The following is a 14791-nucleotide window of genomic DNA, read 5'->3' as shown; positions in this document are numbered from 1 at the left end:
ATCTGTTCACTGGATTTCTACGCGCGTCGCCGCACCACCGACCGCGCCTCCCGCGTTGCCAGCACCACCCTCGTCCCGGCGCCCACGCACGTCCCCGGAGGGATCCCTTGCCGAGCAAGAAGTCCGCGCGCCTCGCCGCGCTCACCGTCGCCGCCGTCTGTTCCGTGACGACGGCCGCCCAGGTAGTCGTCCTGCCCTCGCCCGCGCACGCGGACACCGCCGCCATCCATGACATCCAGGGCTCCACGCGCATATCGCCGTACGCCGGCAAGCAGGTCACCGAGGTGGCCGGAATCGTCACCGGCGTGCGCGGCTACGGCTCCTCCAAGGGTTTCTGGATGCAGGACCCGAATCCGGACGCCGACCCGGCCACCAGTGAGGGCGTCTTCGTCTTCACCAGCTCCACCCCGAAGGTCGCCGTCGGCGACGCGGTCCTGGTCGCGGGCACGGTCACCGAGTTCGTCCCCGGCGGCGCCTCCTCCGGCAACCAGTCGGTCACCGAGATCACCCGTCCCACGGTGACCGTCGTCTCCAGCGGCAACGCGGTCCCGGCCGCCCGGGTCGTCGACGCGACGTCGGTGCCGGCCGACTACAGCCCCGCCGGCGACACCGCCGCGAACGGCTCGGTCAACGGCCTGCCCCTGAAGCCCGCCGAGTACGCCCTGGACTTCTACGAGTCGCTGGAGGGCGAGAACGTCCAGGTCGCCGACACCCGCGTGGTCGGCGCCACCGACCCGTACACCGAGCTGTGGGTGACGGTGAAGCCGAAGGAGAACGCCTCCCACCGCGGCGCCACCGTCTACGGCTCCTACGACGCCCAGAACACCGGCCGGCTGCAGATCCAGTCCCTGGGCGCGAGCGCCGACTTCCCCGTCGCGAACGTCGGCGACGTCCTCAAGGGCACGACGTCCGGCCCACTGGACTACAACCAGTACGGCGGCTACACCCTGGTCGCCAACCAGCTCGGCACCCTCGAGAGCGCGGGCACGGCCAGGGAGACCACGCGCCGGCAGGCGCGCACCGAGCTCGCGGTCGCCACGTACAACGTGGAGAACCTCGACCCGTCCGACTCCACGTTCGCCGCGCACGCCTCCGCGATCGTGAACAACCTGCGCTCGCCCGACATCGTGTCGCTGGAGGAGATCCAGGACGACAACGGCGCGACGAACGACGGGACGGTCTCCGCCGGGCAGACGCTGGCGAAGCTGATCGACGCGATCGTCGCCGCGGGCGGCCCCCGCTACGACTGGCGTTCGATCGACCCGGTGAACGGCGCCGACGGCGGCGAGCCGGGCGGCAACATCCGCCAGGCGTTCCTGTACAACCCGGAGCGGGTCTCCTTCACCGACCGCGCGGGCGGCGACGCGACCACGCCCGTCGGTGTCACGAAGGTGCGCGGCAAGGCGGCCCTGACGGTCTCCCCCGGCCGGATCGACCCGGCGAACGCGGCCTTCGCCAACAGCCGCAAGCCGCTGGTCGGCGAGTTCGTGTTCCGGGGCAAGACCGTCTTCGTGATCGCCAACCACCTCAACTCCAAGGGCGGCGACCAGGGTCTGACCTCGCAGTACCAGCCGCCGGCCCGCAGCTCCGAGGTCCAGCGCCACGCCCAGGCGTCCGCGATCCACGGCTTCGTCGAGGACGTCCTGCACACGCAGGGCAACGCGGACGTGATCGCCCTCGGCGACATCAACGACTTCGAGTTCTCCGGCACCGCGAAGATCCTCGAGGGCGACGGCGAACTGTGGTCGGCGATCAAGTCGCTGCCCAGGAGCGAGCGTTACTCGTACGTCTACCAGGGCAACGCCCAGACGCTGGACCAGATCCTGGTCAGCCCCTCGATCCGGCGCGGCTGCGACTTCGAGTACGACAGCGTGCACATCAACGCCGAGTTCAACGACCAGATCAGCGACCACGACCCGCAGGTGCTGCGGTTCCGTCCGTAACCCTCCGGTGGGCTCAGGGCTGGCTGAACACGCCGTTCAGCCAGCCCTTCCACGTCTGCTCGTCCTGGGCGGCGTCGGCGCCCGGCGCGAAGTCGTGCACGGACATGCCGACGACGTGACCCCAGTGGTTGCGGCCGAAGAGGCGCAGGAGCGCGTCGTCCGTGCGCAGCCCGAGGAAGTAGGGGTCGCGGTAGTCGACGACGGCGTCGATCTCCCGCCCGCCGGGACCGGTGACCCGCACGTGGGCGCCCTCGGCCGTGTCGTCGGCCAGACCCAGCGCACGGGCGACGGTGACGAGGGCGTCCGGCGCCTTGGCTGCCTCGGGCCCGTCGAACGTGGCGAAGGCGGTGACCGGGCGGCCCCGGAAGACCGTGAGGTACTGGCGCAGGGTGTGCAAATAGAAGTCGGTGTGGCGGCTCGCGCCGTCGTACTGGTTGTCCCAGTCGTCGACGAAGATCCCGCTGTGCACGTAGCGCACCCAGGCGCGGCGGCCCTCGTGGCGCGGCTCGACGGTGTAGTCGAGCTGGTTGAGGGTCTGCTCGGAGATGCCTTCGACGTCCTCGACGCGGTTGGTGTAGCGGTGCGGCGGGTCCCAGACGGTCACCTCGGAGCCGAAGGGCCCCCTGCCGCCCTCACGGGGCTCGGGCGCCTCCATCGGCCAGAGCCAGCCGCCGGTGCCGGCGGTCACGGCCTCCCACACCTCCTCGGGCGTGGCGTCGACCTCGAACTCCCGGGCGATCTCGAATTCCTTGGCCATGACGGTCTCCTGGGTCCTACGGGTTCGGTTCCGGGGCGGGCGCGGGCGTCGGCCCGTCCGCCCCGGTGGGCTTGAGCGTGGGATGGACGGCCACCACGATCCGGTGATCGCGGCCGCCCTCGGCGCCGGGCGCGTCGTACTTGCGGATCAGCGCGCTCACCCCGGCGGCCAGCTCCTCGATGAACGCGGCCCGGTCGGCCGCCGAGGCGAAGCGGACCTCGCCGTCCAGCGCGAAGGTGGCCAGCCGCTTGCGGGCCTTGGCGGCGCCGGTGATCAGCGAGCCGACGTCCCGGACCAGCCGGGCGCCGAGCGCCAGCAGCCAGCGGGCGGAGAGCTGGTCGCGGAAGCGGTCCGGGTCGGGCTGCACGGACGCCAGCGCGAGCGGGGAGATCACGTACGACGCGGCGGTCGCGCGCATCAGCCGCTCGGTGACGTTGCCCTTGCGGCGCTCTCCCGCCAGTTCGACCAGGCCGTGCCGCTCCAGCGCCTTGAGGTGGTAGTTCACCTTCTGCCGGGGCAGGCCGACGTTGCCGGCCAGCATGGCGGCCGAGGCGGGCCCGGCCGCCAGCTCGGCGAGCAGCCTGGCCCGGACGGGGTCCAGGGACACGGCTGCCGCCTCGGGGTCCTCGATCACGGTGACGTCCAGCATGCGTCCACGGTCTCACCGAAAACTTTTTTTGTCCAGGAGAATGAATTTTTCGGGGGCCGCTCATTTCAGTGGCCCCCGTCCCCCGGAGCCCTCGGTACGCTCCCCCGTCAGCCTCGGTCGGGAACGAGCCCGACCGCGTGGTCGTACCGGCTGACCGTGGTGCCCTTCAGCCCCGGCCAGGTCTGCACCCGCCTCCACTGCTCCGTCGCCGAGCCGATCCCGTCGCCGGGGGCGGCGAGCGCGTCGAGATGCGCCTGGGCGCTCTCCCATCCCGCGTAGTTGAGGACCCTGGTGCCGTCGGTGGAGAGGTGGAAGTGGGCGCAGATGCCACCGGGATGCGGACGCGGCTCGCTCTCCAGGGCGTCGACCACGGCGTCCACCCAGGCGCGCTGCCGGTCCGGGTCCGGCCCCTCGAACTCGATGTCGACGATCACGACACAGCCGGGCACCCGCGTCTCGTCCGGCCGGGCGAGGCTGCGGTAGCGCCGGAACCGCCCGAGCCCGAGACGCTCGACGCCCGGAACGGCGGTGTCGATCTCGTCCACCCGCTCCTGGCGGTGGGCCTTGGCGAAACCGTCGTAGTCCTGCGGGCTCCGCCACTGCGAGTAGTGCAGGAGGGTGGAGGCGTCGTGCCCGGTGTAGACGTGGTAGCCGAGCAGCCCTCCGGCGGGCCAGGGCCGCCGCTCCCACGTCCGGGCGATCGCCTCGACGGCCTCCCTCTGCCGCAGGGGCGTCCCCACACGCCAGGTGCTGAAGAGGGCGGCGCCGGCGTCGGGGCGGGCGAGGTCGGGGTGGGTGTCGGTGCGGTGGGTCATGACGGCCTCCGGGACGGTGGTGATCGCGGGCGGTCACCCGCAGGACCCACCTTTCGACCTCGAGCGAAGTTGAGGTCAAGCGCACCCGGAAGAGCCGGAGCCGACCGGACCAGCCCTACCACCGCTCAGTATTGCTTACCGATACCTCGTAGATAATTTAAGTGGAGCTACGTGATCGAGCGTGCCGAGACTACCTCCATGACGACTCCCGACACTTCCGCCGCCGCCCCTCCCCTCGGCCGGGCGCTGTGCGCCATGGTCACCCCGTTCACCCAGGACGGCGCGCTCGACCTCGACGGCGCGCAGCGTCTCGCCGACCGGCTGGCGGGCGAGGGCTGTGACGGCCTGGTGCTGTCCGGCACGACCGGGGAGTCCCCGACCACGTCCGACGCGGAGAAGGCGGAGCTGATCCGGGCGGTGCGGCAGGCCGTGGGCGACCGGGCCTCGATCGTCGCGGGCGTCGGGACCGCCGACACCCGCCACACCGTCGAACTGGCCCTGGCCGCCGAGAAGGCGGGCGCCGACGGCCTGCTGGTGGTCGCCCCCTACTACAGCAGGCCCCCGCAGGACGCCGTGGAGGCGCACTTCCGGGAGGTCGCCGACGCGTCGGGACTGCCGGTCGTCCTCTACGACATCCCCGGCCGGACCGGCACCCGCATCGAACCGGAGACGATGCTCCGGCTCGCCGGGCACCCGCGGATCGTGGCGGTGAAGGACTGCTCGTACGACTTCCTGGCCGCCCAGAAGGTCATCGCGCGCACGGACCTGGCGTACTACGCGGGGTGCGACGAGCACATCCTCGCACTGCGGGCCGTGGGCGGCGCCGGCTACGTCAGTACGGTCGCCAATGTGATCCCGCGTCATCTCCGGTCGGTGCTGGACGCGTTCGAGGCGGGCGACACCCCCGTGTCCGCCCGCCTCCAGCAACGCGCCATCCCGCTGATCGAGTCGATGATGAGCGCCGGACTGCCCGGAGCGGTGACCGCCAAGGCGCTGCTCGGCGCGCTCGGTCTCCCCGGCGGCCCGGTCCGCGCACCGCTGCGCCCCGCCGGCCGGGAGGCGGCCGACGGGCTGCTCGCGGCGTACGAGGAGCTCGTGAGCGGGAGCTGAGTCCCTGGGCGCCGGGCGCCCGGGCTCACCGGCGGGCGAAGACCGGTTCCCAGTTCTGCCGCTGGATGTCCTTGTCCGGCTCGCGGACCCCGCTGAGGGGGACGACCTCGTCGCTGCCGAGGGTGACCAGGACCAGCCGGGGCCGGTACGGCTCGTCCAGTCCGGTCACCCGTTCCCAGGCGATGAGCCGCTTGCCGTCGGCCCAGGCGAGCAGTTCGGCGCCGCGCACCTCGGTGATCTCCTCGCCGGTGCGGGGGTCGCGGATCGAGGAGTAGCTCCGGCCGGGGTCGCCGTCGACCTCCTTCGACAGCCCGAGGGCGGCGAGCCGTCCGTCCGGGGAGAGCCGCGCGGGGACGTCGGAGCGCAGGTGCTTCTCCTCGGCCGGGGCGGCGGTCCGGGCGCCGTCGAGGGAGTAGAACTGCTGGAGTCCGTCACGGCCCTCGATGTACTGCGCGTACACGCGGTCGCCGGCCCGGCTGAACGCGAAGTCCTGGCGGGCCTTGATGTCGGCCTCGGGTGGGACGGCGCGCCAGGGGCCCGTGCCGTGCGCCACGTCGAGGACGTAGAAGCCGGAGCGGCTCGACCGCCCGTACGCGGAGTTCCACTGCCACACCGGCCGCCCGTCGGGGCCGTCCGTCTTCTCCCTGGTGCGCAGGTCGGGGTCCTCCCCGTACGTGGTCGCCACGAGCTTGCTCCCGTCGTGGCCGAACGCGACGCCGCCGACGCCGTGCTGGACCGGGATCCAGCGCTCGACCCGGCCCGACGCGAGGTCGAGCAGGCCGATCCGGTGGGCGGGCAGCCCCCGCTCCAGCACGGCGGCCGTCCTCAGACCGGGCGCGACGGCGACGAACGACCAGCGGCTGTCCCTCTTGTACGTGCCGGTCTTCGCGTCGAGCAGCCAGTAGGTGCGCTCGACGGTGCCGCGCTTCTCGGACCGGACGCGCAGTGCGGACGTGTAGTGGGCGGCCAGGACGGTCTCGCCGGCGCCGATCACGTCGCGCGGCGGCGACTGGTCGGGATGGGCCTGGACGCCGTCGGTCCGCAGGCCGGCCGCGGGACGGGCGTCGTCCTCGCCGGTGCCGAGCAGCGGCACGGCGACCGCGATGCCGACGACGGCCGCGGTGGCCGCCGCGACGGAGGCGATGCGCCGGGTGCGGCGGCGCCGGCGGACCGCGAGCACCCGGTCGGCGAAGCCGGCGTCCACGGGCGGCTGTTCACCGGCCTGCTCCCGCAGCGACTGGCGCACGAGTTCCTCGACGTTCACTTAACGCACCTCCATCGGGGAGAAGTCGCGGGACGGCGCCGGCCGGGCGGTGGCCGCGCCGGGGTCGAGGGCGCGCAGCTCGGGGGCGAGGGCGCGCAGGCGGGCCAGCGAGCGGTGGGTGGTGGACCGTACGGTGCCGACCGAACAGCCGAGGACGCGGGCCACGTCGGCCTCGGGCAGGTCCTCGAAGTAGCGCAGCACCAGGACGGTGCGCTGGCGCGGGGTGAGCCGGGCGAGGGCGCCGCGCATGAGCAGCCGCAGTTCGGCGGCGGCCGAGGCGTCCGGCTCGCCGCCGGGCTCGGGGAGCTCGGCGACGCTCACTTCCCGCCGCCGCCACTTCAGCCGCCAGCGGCTGATCTGCTGCCGGTACAGGATCTGCCGTACGTACGCCTCGGGTTCGTCGATCCGCTGCCAGCGGCCGGCGGCCTTGATCAGGGCGTTCTGCAACAGGTCCTCGGCGGCGTGCCGGTCGCCGCCGCTCAGCAGCACGGCGGTCTTGAGCAGCGCGGACGACCTGCTCTCCACGAACCCCCGAAAGCCGGCCTGGGCTTCCGCATCCATCGTCACCTTCTCGTCCGTCGGACGGACCGGACGCCCGCCTCTCTGCTTCGTGTGACGTGTGCGGGGCGCCGCCGCTATGCCACCGCGGGGAAATCGACGGGTGCGGAGGATGCCCCGGGTAGCCGGGGGGCCTGGTGAGCCCCCCGTAGCAGCCCCCGCCTCAGCCCCAGGTGTACCCGTCACCGACGAGCAGGAAGTGCTCCAGCACATCCTCCATCGGATCGTCGACCTGTCCCGTGTTGACCAGCCCGATCCGGGGCCCGTTGTGCGCCCCGGTGCTGGTCTCGTCGGCGTGAGCGCTTCCGGCGGCCACGCAGCATACGACCCCCGCGACCAGCATCCCCGCCCCGAGGCGCGCTACCGCGCCGCCCCGCACCTTCGTCTTCCTCAACCCTCGGCCCTCATCTCATAGGTTCGACGTCTGATCGGACCCTGCGTCCACCCGTTCATCGGCCCGACCGGGCCGATGGTCACGCGAAGTAACCCGTACGTGCACGTCAGAGGGTCGTGCGTCACCTGATGGCATGCGGTGTGCCGTCCGGGGCCGACGCGCGTGCCCGGTACCTGGCCGGGCCGGCGAACACAACGGACAGAAGCGCGACGCATCGACGTGGTCGCGACTCCGGAAGGAGAAACGTTTCCTCAACGGGGGCAAGCACCAGCGCCCTTCCAGACCGTCCCGGGGTCGTGGAAGGGCGCTCGGCGAGTCAGGGCCTCGATCACCAAGGCGGCCGAAAGCTCACGGCCGCCCATGATCAGTTGTGGCTGTGCAGGACCTCGTTCAACCCGCCCCACACCGCGTTGTTCGGCCGGGCCTCCACCGCGCCCGTGACCGAGTTGCGGCGGAAGAGGATGTTGGAGGCGCCGGAGAGTTCGCGGGCCTTGACGATCTGGCCGTCGGGCATCGTCACCCGCGTGCCCGCCGTGACGTACAGGCCGGCCTCGACCACGCACTCGTCGCCCAGCGCGATGCCGACGCCCGCCTCGGCGCCGACCAGGCAGCGCTCGCCGATGGAGATGATGACGTTGCCGCCGCCGGACAGCGTGCCCATCGTGGAGGCGCCGCCGCCGATGTCCGAGCCGTCGCCCACGACGACGCCCGCCGAGATGCGGCCCTCGACCATCGACGTGCCGAGCGTGCCGGCGTTGAAGTTGACGAAGCCCTCGTGCATGACCGTGGTGCCCTCGGCGAGATGCGCACCGAGGCGGACGCGGTCGGCGTCGGCGATGCGGACGCCCTTGGGGGCCACGTAGTCCGTCATCCGCGGGAACTTGTCGATCGAGGTCACCTGGAGGTGCAGGCCCTCGGCGCGGGCGTTCAGGCGGACCTTCTCGACGTCGTCCACGGCGACCGGCCCGAGGGACGTCCAGGCCACGTTGGCGAGGAAGCCGAACTGCCCCTCCAGGCTGAGGCCGTGCGGCTTGACCAGGCGGTGGGAGAGCAGGTGCAGACGCAGGTAGACGTCGTGCGCGTCGACGGGCTTGTCGTCGAGCGACGAGATGACCGTGCGGACCGCGACGACCTCGACCCCGCGCCGGGCGTCGGGACCGATCGCCTTGGCGGCGCCCTCACCGAGCAGTTCCACGGCCCTCTCGGCGGACAGCCGCTCGCTGCCGGAGGGGCCGGGCTCGGCGACGAGCTCGGGCGCGGGGAACCAGGTGTCCAGAACGGTGCCGTCGGCGGCGATCGTGGCAAGGCCGGCGGCCACAGCGCCGGTGGTGCGGGGAGCAGTCGTGTCGGTCATGAGGGAAACCTAACCGGCGCGGGGCCGCCCGGGCCAACCGGCGTCCGGGACGTCTCAGGGTGCGGGCCGAGGAGAGGGGGGCAGGGGCCCGCCCGGGCCGGTGACCCTAGATCGCCCCGGCCCCACCCCTCGCCCCACGACCCGCCCCAGCACCTCCCGCGCGTACCCCTCGTCGTACGGCACCTCCGTGAGCAGCACCTGCAGGCAGATGCCGTCCATCAGCGCCACCAGCGCCCGCGCCGTGACCGGGTCCGTGTGGCGGGTCAGCAGGGCTGCCAGGGCGTCGGCCCACTCGGCGGCGACCGGGCGCAGGGCGGGGCGGCGCAGCGCGGCGAGGTAGAGCTCGTACTCCAGTTCCACGCCGGTGTGGTCGCCCGCCAGCCACTCCCCCATCCACCCGGCGAGTTCGGCGGCCAGGTCGGTGTCCGGGTCCTCCAGGCCGCCGCGCGAGGCGATCACCTTGGCGAAGCCCTCGTTGGCCTGGCGCAGCGCGGCCACGAGCAGGTCGTCGAGGGTCTTGAAGTGGTACGTCGTGGAGCCGAGCGGCACGTCCGCCTCCGCGGCGACCGTGCGGTGGCTCAGTCCCGCGATGCCGTGCGCGCCGACCACCCGGATCGCCGCGTCGATGATCCGCTGTCGTCGTTCGGGGTCGTGGCGCCGGGCCATCAGTGCGCACCGCCCAGGTTGAGCACGACCACGCCGAGGATGATCAGCGCGATGCCGGCGGCCTTGACGGCGGTCATTCCCTCCCCCAGGAACAGGACGCCGATGGTGGCGATGGTGGCGGTGCCGACCCCGGCCCAGATCGCGTAGGCCGTGCCGACGGAGACGGTCCTCAGGGTCTGGGCGAGCAGCGCGAAGGAGACGAGGTAGCCGAGCGCGGTCAGCAGGGAGGGCAGAAGCCTGCTGAAGCCTTCGCTGTACTTCATGGCGGTGGTGGCGGCCACCTCGGCCGCGATGGCTCCGGCCAGCAGCAGGTATCCCATGCGTACGAGCGTACACAGCGATGCGTACGAGGGTACACAGTGATGCGTACGGCCATGACTCACGCATCGCTCGCGCGCGTATGCGGAGAGCCCCCTCAGCAGGTGCGGTGCCGGTAGCCGGACTCCCCCCGCGCCACGACGTCCAGGTCCCGCAGGACCACCGAGACCCGGTCGCCCCAGCCCTCGCAGGCCGCGTCGAAGCCGTCCGTCCGGTACTCGATGTCGAAGACGCGGTCGTCGTAGGCGTCCGCGTACACGTCGCACTCGTCGTACTGCCCGCACTCCTCGGCGACCGCGAAGTCGAAGCCGATGCGGCGGCCCCGCCCGGCCAGTTCGGCGGCGTTCTTCTGGCCGATGGCGAGACCGGCGGCGTGCGCCCGCGCGGTGATCAGCTTGCCGAAGGCCATGTTGTCGGCCGCGGTCAGCAGCCCCTCGGAGCGTTCGTGCGAGTCGAGGTTGTCCGCCTCGACGGCCTGGAAGCCGTCCTTCGCGCAGCCGTCGATCCACTCGCCGACGATCCGGGCGAGGCGTGCGCGCTTGCCCCGTGTGGAGATGTCGAGGACCAGTTCGTCCCAGTCGCGGTCGACGACCGGGGCGCCGTCGGCGCCGCGCAGCACCAGGTCCGGGTGATGCTCCTGCCACCAGTCGCCGGCGTCCGGCTGGGCCTGGAAGGCGTTGACGTAGCAGATGTTGTAGACGCCCTTCGCCGGCTTCGACGTCCGGTCGCGGGAGACCGCGCGCACTCCGGCCGGGGGCCGGTAGGCGCCGCCGATCTGGTAGTCGAAGGCGAGACCCGGTTCGGGTGCCCGCACCGCGCGGGGCGCCGCCTCGCCCTCCTCGCCGCCGGAGCCGGCGCAGCCCGTCAGGGCCGTGCCGAACGCACCGCACAGGGCCGCGGCCGCCGTCAGCCGGCGCAGGGCGCGGGGGACGCGCTGGAACATGGTCGGGGCACTCCTGTCGTCGCCGGGAGATGATCTCCCGCCATGATGCCGTGCGGGGACCGCGGGACCGCCCCGGAAGGGGTCCGCGGTCGCTCCCGCTTACGCGTCAAGTCCCGTTTGTGACAGGTGAGTTGCGTATGCGTGGGGAATGAACACGCACCTGGAATCGGATCACTTCGAACCGTTACTCCGCAGCCCCCGTCTCCACTAGTGTTCCACCGTTCACACACCAGTCCTGCACAGCCGCGGCCGTCGCCGTTGGACGCCGCTGGAGGAACACCCATGCCCGACAACACATCCCGGCCGCCCCAGGACCGGCCGGTCTGGGAGGACGGCTGGGCCCCGGACACCTCCCGGGCGCCGGGGACCCGCCGTCTGTGGCTGGCCGGCGGGCTGGCCGTGGCGACGATCGTCGCCTGTGCGACGGCACTGACCGTGTCCGGGTCGGATCCTGACGACGTGTCGGCCCCGCCGGCGCCCTCACGCGTCGAAGTCGGCGTCCCCGGTCTGCTGTCGTTCTCCACGCCCTCCGAGAGTCCCCCCGCGGGGCAGAGCGGCATGGCCGCGGGGCAGTCGAGGACCCGGGCACCCGGGCGGGGAACCTCCGCCCCGGCGCCCGCGCCGGAGGCGTCCCCGTCGGCCTCGGCCGGGGCCCGCCCGTCGGCCCGCCCCACCGGCCCCTCGCCGGTCCAGGGCGCCTGGCGCTCGGTCCGCGCGGTCAACTACCCCGACCGGCAGTGGCATATGACCGGCGGTTCCGTGCGGCTGGACCCGGTCGGCTCCGGGCAGCGCGCCGACGTCACCTTCCGGTTGGTCGCGGGCCTCGCCGACGTGTCCTGTCACTCCTTCGCCACGGCCGACGGCCGCTATCTGCGCCACCGGGACTTCCTGCTGCGCGAGGACCGCCACGACGGCTCCGCCCTGTTCCGTCAGGACGCCACCTTCTGCCCCCACCCCTCGCCGCACTCCGGTGCCGTCATGCTGGAGTCGGTGAACCATCCGGGCCGTTTCCTGCGGCACCGGGACTTCCGGCTGTGGCTGGACCCCTACCAGCGGGACGGCCTGTTCCTGGCAGACTCGGCGTTCCGGCTGGTCGACGCGCCGGCCGGGTGAGCCCGGACACACCTGTGGCCCCCGGCCGGCGAAGCCGGGGGCCACAGGGTCGCCGAAGCGGGGGCTCAGACGTTGAAGCCCAGCGCGCGCAGCTGCTCGCGCCCGTCGTCCGTGATCTTGTCCGGGCCCCACGGCGGCATCCAGACCCAGTTGATGCGCAGCTCGCTGACGAGGCCGTCCGTGGCGGACTTGGCCTGGTCCTCGATGACGTCCGTCAGCGGGCAGGCCGCCGAGGTCAGGGTCATGTCGAGGGTCGCGATGTTCGCGTCGTCGACGTGGATGCCGTAGATCAGGCCGAGGTTGACGACGTCGATGCCCAACTCGGGGTCGACGACGTCGTACAGCGCCTCGCGGATCTCTTCCTCGGAGGCCGGCTTCATCTCAACGGTCTCGCTCATGCCGTCTTCCTTTCGGCGTCGGCTCCGGCGTCCAGCGCCTGGGCCGTCGCGTCCTTCCACGCCATCCAGCTGAGGAGGGCGCACTTGACCCGGGCCGGGTACTTGGAGACCCCGGCGAACGCGACCGCGTCCTCCAGGACCTCCTCCATGGCGTCGTCGGGCTCGATCTTCCCCTTGGACTGCATCAGCTCCAGGAAGGTCTCCTGGATCGTCCGCGCGTCGGAGAGGTCCTTGCCGACGAGGAGTTCGTTCAGCACGGACGCGCTCGCCTGGCTGATGGAGCAGCCCTGGCCCTCGTACGAGACGTCCTCGATCGTCGTGCCGTCGTACTTCACACGCAGGGTGATCTCGTCGCCGCACGTCGGGTTCACGTGGTGCACCTCGGCGTCGCCATCCCTCAGACCACGCCCGTGCGGGTTCTTGTAGTGGTCCAGGATGACTTCCTGGTACATCGAATCCAGCTTCATGCGATCGCTCGTCCCGTCCCGTCAGCCGAAGAAGTTCCGTACGTGCTCCAGGCCGTCCACCAGAGCGTCGATCTCGGCCGGCGTGGAGTACAGATAGAACGACGCTCGCGTGGTCGCAGGAATTCCGTACCGCAGGCACACGGGACGGGCGCAGTGGTGGCCGACCCGGACCGCGATGCCCTGCTCGTCGAGGACCTGGCCCACGTCGTGCGGGTGGATGTCGCCCAGCGTGAAGGAGATCGCGGCGCCCCGGTCCTCGGCCGTGGTGGGGCCGATGATCCGCAGGTCGGGGACCTCCGTCAGGCGCTTCACCGCGTACTCCGTGAGGGCCTGCTCATGGGCGAGGATCTTGTCCATGCCGATCGAGTTGAGGTAGTCGATCGCCGCGCCCAGACCGATGGCCTGCGAGATCGGCGGGGTGCCCGCCTCGAACTTGTGCGGGGCGGGGGCGTACGTCGACGAGTGCATCGAGACGGTCTCGATCATCTCGCCGCCGCCGAGGAACGGGGGCAGGTCCTCCAGCAGCTCCTGGCGGCCCCACAGGACGCCGATGCCGGTCGGGCCGCACATCTTGTGGCCGGTGAAGGCCACGAAGTCGGCCTGGAGGGACTGTACGTCCAGCGGCATGTGCGGAGCCGCCTGCGAGGCGTCGATGCAGACCAGCGCGCCGACCTCCTGCGCGCGGCGCACTATGGCCTCGACCGGGTTGTGGGTGCCGAGGATGTTCGACACCAGCACGAAGGAGACGATCTTCGTCTTCTCCGTGATCACCTGGTCGATGTCGGACAGGTCGAGACGGCCGTCGTCGGTGAGGCCGAACCACTTCAGCTTCGCGCCCGTGCGCTGCGCGAGCAGCTGCCACGGCACGATGTTGGAGTGGTGCTCCATCTCCGTGATGACGATCTCGGTGTCGGCGTCCACGCGGTAGGGCTCGTCGGCCCAGCCCAGCATGTTCGCCACGAGGTTGAGGGATTCGGAGGCGTTCTTGGTGAAGATCACCTCGTCGCGGGAGGGCGCGTTGATGAACTCCGCGACCTTGTCCCGCGCACCCTCGTACAGTGCCGTGGCCTCCTCGGCGAGGACGTGCACGCCACGGTGGACGTTGGCGTTGTGCTGCTCGTAGTACTCGGAGAGCACGTCGAGGACCTGGCGCGGCGTCTGCGAGGTCGCCGCGTTGTCCAGGTACACGAGCTTCTTGCCGTCGTGCAGGACGCGGTCAAGGATCGGGAAGTCCTTGCGCAGCGCCTCGGTGTCGAGGAGGCCCGGCAGCTGTGTCACGCGGATGCGCCACCCTTCACGTACTTGTCGTAGCCCTCGGCCTCCAGCTGGTCCGCGAGCTCCGCTCCGCCGGACTCGGCGATGCGGCCGTTCGCGAACACGTGCACGTGGTCGGGCTTGATGTAGCGCAGGATGCGCGTGTAGTGGGTGATGAGGAGAGTGCCGACCTCACCGGTCTCACGGACGCGGTTGACGCCCTCGGAGACGACGCGCAGGGCGTCGACGTCCAGGCCGGAGTCGGTCTCGTCGAGGATCGCGATCTTCGGCTTGAGCAGCTCCAGCTGAAGGATCTCGTGGCGCTTCTTCTCACCGCCGGAGAAGCCCTCGTTGACGTTGCGCTCGGCGAAGGCCGGGTCCATGTTGAGGCGCTCCATGGCCTCGCGGACCTCCTTCACCCAGGTGCGCAGCTTGGGGGCCTCGCCGCGGACGGCGGTGGCGGAGGTGCGCAGGAAGTTGGAGACGGAGACGCCGGGGACCTCGACCGGGTACTGCATCGCGAGGAACAGGCCGGCGCGGGCGCGCTCGTCGACGGACATCTCCAGGACGTCCTCGCCGTCGAGGGTGACGGAACCGGACGTGATCGTGTACTTCGGGTGACCCGCGAGGGAGTAGGCGAGGGTCGACTTGCCGGAGCCGTTGGGGCCCATGATGGCGTGCGTCTCGCCCTGCTTCACGGTGAGGTCGACGCCCTTGAGGATCTCCTTCGTGGCGTTGTCGGCCTCGACGGTGACGTGCAGGTCTCGGATTTCAAGCGTTGCCATGGG

At 71.7% G+C, this 14791-nt stretch carries 17 protein-coding genes; 3 read left to right on the top strand and 14 right to left on the bottom strand.

All coding sequences use genetic code 11. The features are described 5' to 3' along the window. Positions 1–107: 107 nt before the first annotated feature. On the top strand, positions 108–1943 hold the full coding sequence (locus tag ABZ899_RS09680) for an endonuclease/exonuclease/phosphatase family protein (protein WP_361343246.1): 1836 nt from the start codon (positions 108–110) through the stop codon (positions 1941–1943). 13 nt (positions 1944–1956) lie between these two features. Here the strand turns inward: ABZ899_RS09680 and ABZ899_RS09675 are convergent, their stop codons facing one another. The 3 genes from ABZ899_RS09675 to ABZ899_RS09665 all read right to left on the bottom strand — a co-directional run bounded on the left by ABZ899_RS09675 (position 1957) and on the right by ABZ899_RS09665 (position 4164). Then, positions 1957–2700: an SRPBCC domain-containing protein gene (locus ABZ899_RS09675; RefSeq protein ID WP_361343243.1), complete on the bottom strand. Its 744-nt coding sequence runs from the start codon at positions 2698–2700 to the stop codon at positions 1957–1959. 16 nt (positions 2701–2716) lie between these two features. Next, the gene (locus tag ABZ899_RS09670) at positions 2717–3349 is read right to left on the bottom strand and encodes a helix-turn-helix domain-containing protein (protein ID WP_361343240.1); all 633 of its coding nucleotides are present in this window, start codon (positions 3347–3349) and stop codon (positions 2717–2719) included. Between the two features lie 107 nt (positions 3350–3456). Next, the gene (locus tag ABZ899_RS09665) at positions 3457–4164 is read right to left on the bottom strand and encodes an antibiotic biosynthesis monooxygenase (RefSeq protein ID WP_361343237.1); all 708 of its coding nucleotides are present in this window, start codon (positions 4162–4164) and stop codon (positions 3457–3459) included. Positions 4165–4362: 198 nt separating this feature from the next. On the opposite strand from ABZ899_RS09665, the gene dapA reads away from it, so the two are divergent. Next, a complete protein-coding gene (gene dapA, locus ABZ899_RS09660; protein ID WP_361343235.1) occupies positions 4363–5274 on the top strand; it encodes a 4-hydroxy-tetrahydrodipicolinate synthase in 912 nt (303 codons plus the stop codon). A gap of 25 nt (positions 5275–5299) precedes the next feature. On the opposite strand, the gene ABZ899_RS09655 is transcribed toward dapA, so the two are convergent. From ABZ899_RS09655 to ABZ899_RS09625, 7 genes are all read right to left on the bottom strand, one after another. Next, positions 5300–6538 carry a WD40 repeat domain-containing protein gene (locus ABZ899_RS09655; protein WP_361343232.1) on the bottom strand — a complete coding sequence of 413 codons (1239 nt, stop codon included), beginning with the start codon at positions 6536–6538 and terminating at the stop codon, positions 5300–5302. Then, a complete protein-coding gene (locus tag ABZ899_RS09650) occupies positions 6539–7099 on the bottom strand; it encodes a SigE family RNA polymerase sigma factor (protein WP_361343229.1) in 561 nt (186 codons plus the stop codon). It lies immediately after the preceding gene. Between the two features lie 160 nt (positions 7100–7259). Next, the gene (locus tag ABZ899_RS09645) at positions 7260–7439 is read right to left on the bottom strand and encodes a hypothetical protein (protein ID WP_361343578.1); all 180 of its coding nucleotides are present in this window, start codon (positions 7437–7439) and stop codon (positions 7260–7262) included. Between the two features lie 415 nt (positions 7440–7854). Then, positions 7855–8844: a 2,3,4,5-tetrahydropyridine-2,6-dicarboxylate N-succinyltransferase gene (dapD, locus tag ABZ899_RS09640; protein WP_361343226.1), complete on the bottom strand. Its 990-nt coding sequence runs from the start codon at positions 8842–8844 to the stop codon at positions 7855–7857. A gap of 54 nt (positions 8845–8898) precedes the next feature. Then, a complete protein-coding gene (locus tag ABZ899_RS09635; protein WP_361343223.1) occupies positions 8899–9510 on the bottom strand; it encodes a TetR family transcriptional regulator in 612 nt (203 codons plus the stop codon). Then, the gene (locus tag ABZ899_RS09630) at positions 9510–9830 is read right to left on the bottom strand and encodes a multidrug efflux SMR transporter (RefSeq protein ID WP_361343220.1); all 321 of its coding nucleotides are present in this window, start codon (positions 9828–9830) and stop codon (positions 9510–9512) included. Before ABZ899_RS09630 ends, ABZ899_RS09635 begins: the two co-directional genes overlap by 1 nt. A gap of 95 nt (positions 9831–9925) precedes the next feature. Next, positions 9926–10771, bottom strand: coding sequence for an endo alpha-1,4 polygalactosaminidase (locus ABZ899_RS09625; protein ID WP_361343217.1), 846 nt, complete (start codon positions 10769–10771; stop codon positions 9926–9928). Positions 10772–11053: 282 nt separating this feature from the next. Between ABZ899_RS09625 and ABZ899_RS09620 the strand changes: the two genes are divergently transcribed. Beyond that, positions 11054–11884, top strand: coding sequence for an AbfB domain-containing protein (locus ABZ899_RS09620; protein ID WP_361343214.1), 831 nt, complete (start codon positions 11054–11056; stop codon positions 11882–11884). A 65-nt stretch (positions 11885–11949) separates the two neighbouring features. Here the strand turns inward: ABZ899_RS09620 and ABZ899_RS09615 are convergent, their stop codons facing one another. Genes ABZ899_RS09615 through sufC form a run of 4 tightly spaced genes read right to left on the bottom strand, consistent with a single transcriptional unit; the run spans position 11950 to position 14788 of the window. Beyond that, positions 11950–12282, bottom strand: a complete 333-nt coding sequence (locus ABZ899_RS09615) for a metal-sulfur cluster assembly factor (protein WP_007381214.1) — start codon at positions 12280–12282, stop codon at positions 11950–11952. After that, entirely contained in the window at positions 12279–12749 is a 471-nt protein-coding gene (gene sufU, locus ABZ899_RS09610) for a Fe-S cluster assembly sulfur transfer protein SufU (RefSeq protein ID WP_361343211.1), read from the bottom strand. The genes ABZ899_RS09615 and sufU overlap by 4 nt, the downstream gene beginning before the upstream one ends. Positions 12750–12770: 21 nt before the next feature. Then, on the bottom strand, positions 12771–14027 hold the full coding sequence (locus tag ABZ899_RS09605) for a cysteine desulfurase (protein WP_361343208.1): 1257 nt from the start codon (positions 14025–14027) through the stop codon (positions 12771–12773). Further along, the gene (gene sufC / locus ABZ899_RS09600) at positions 14024–14788 is read right to left on the bottom strand and encodes a Fe-S cluster assembly ATPase SufC (protein WP_361343205.1); all 765 of its coding nucleotides are present in this window, start codon (positions 14786–14788) and stop codon (positions 14024–14026) included. Before sufC ends, ABZ899_RS09605 begins: the two co-directional genes overlap by 4 nt. Positions 14789–14791: the final 3 nt, after the last annotated feature.

Origin of the sequence: Streptomyces sp. NPDC046859 (assembly GCF_040645135.1) — a bacterium.
Taxonomy (GTDB): Bacteria; Actinomycetota; Actinomycetes; order Streptomycetales; family Streptomycetaceae; genus Streptomyces.
The sequence above is the reverse complement of the archived record's forward strand: the minus strand, read 5'-3'. Positions and strand labels throughout refer to the sequence as shown.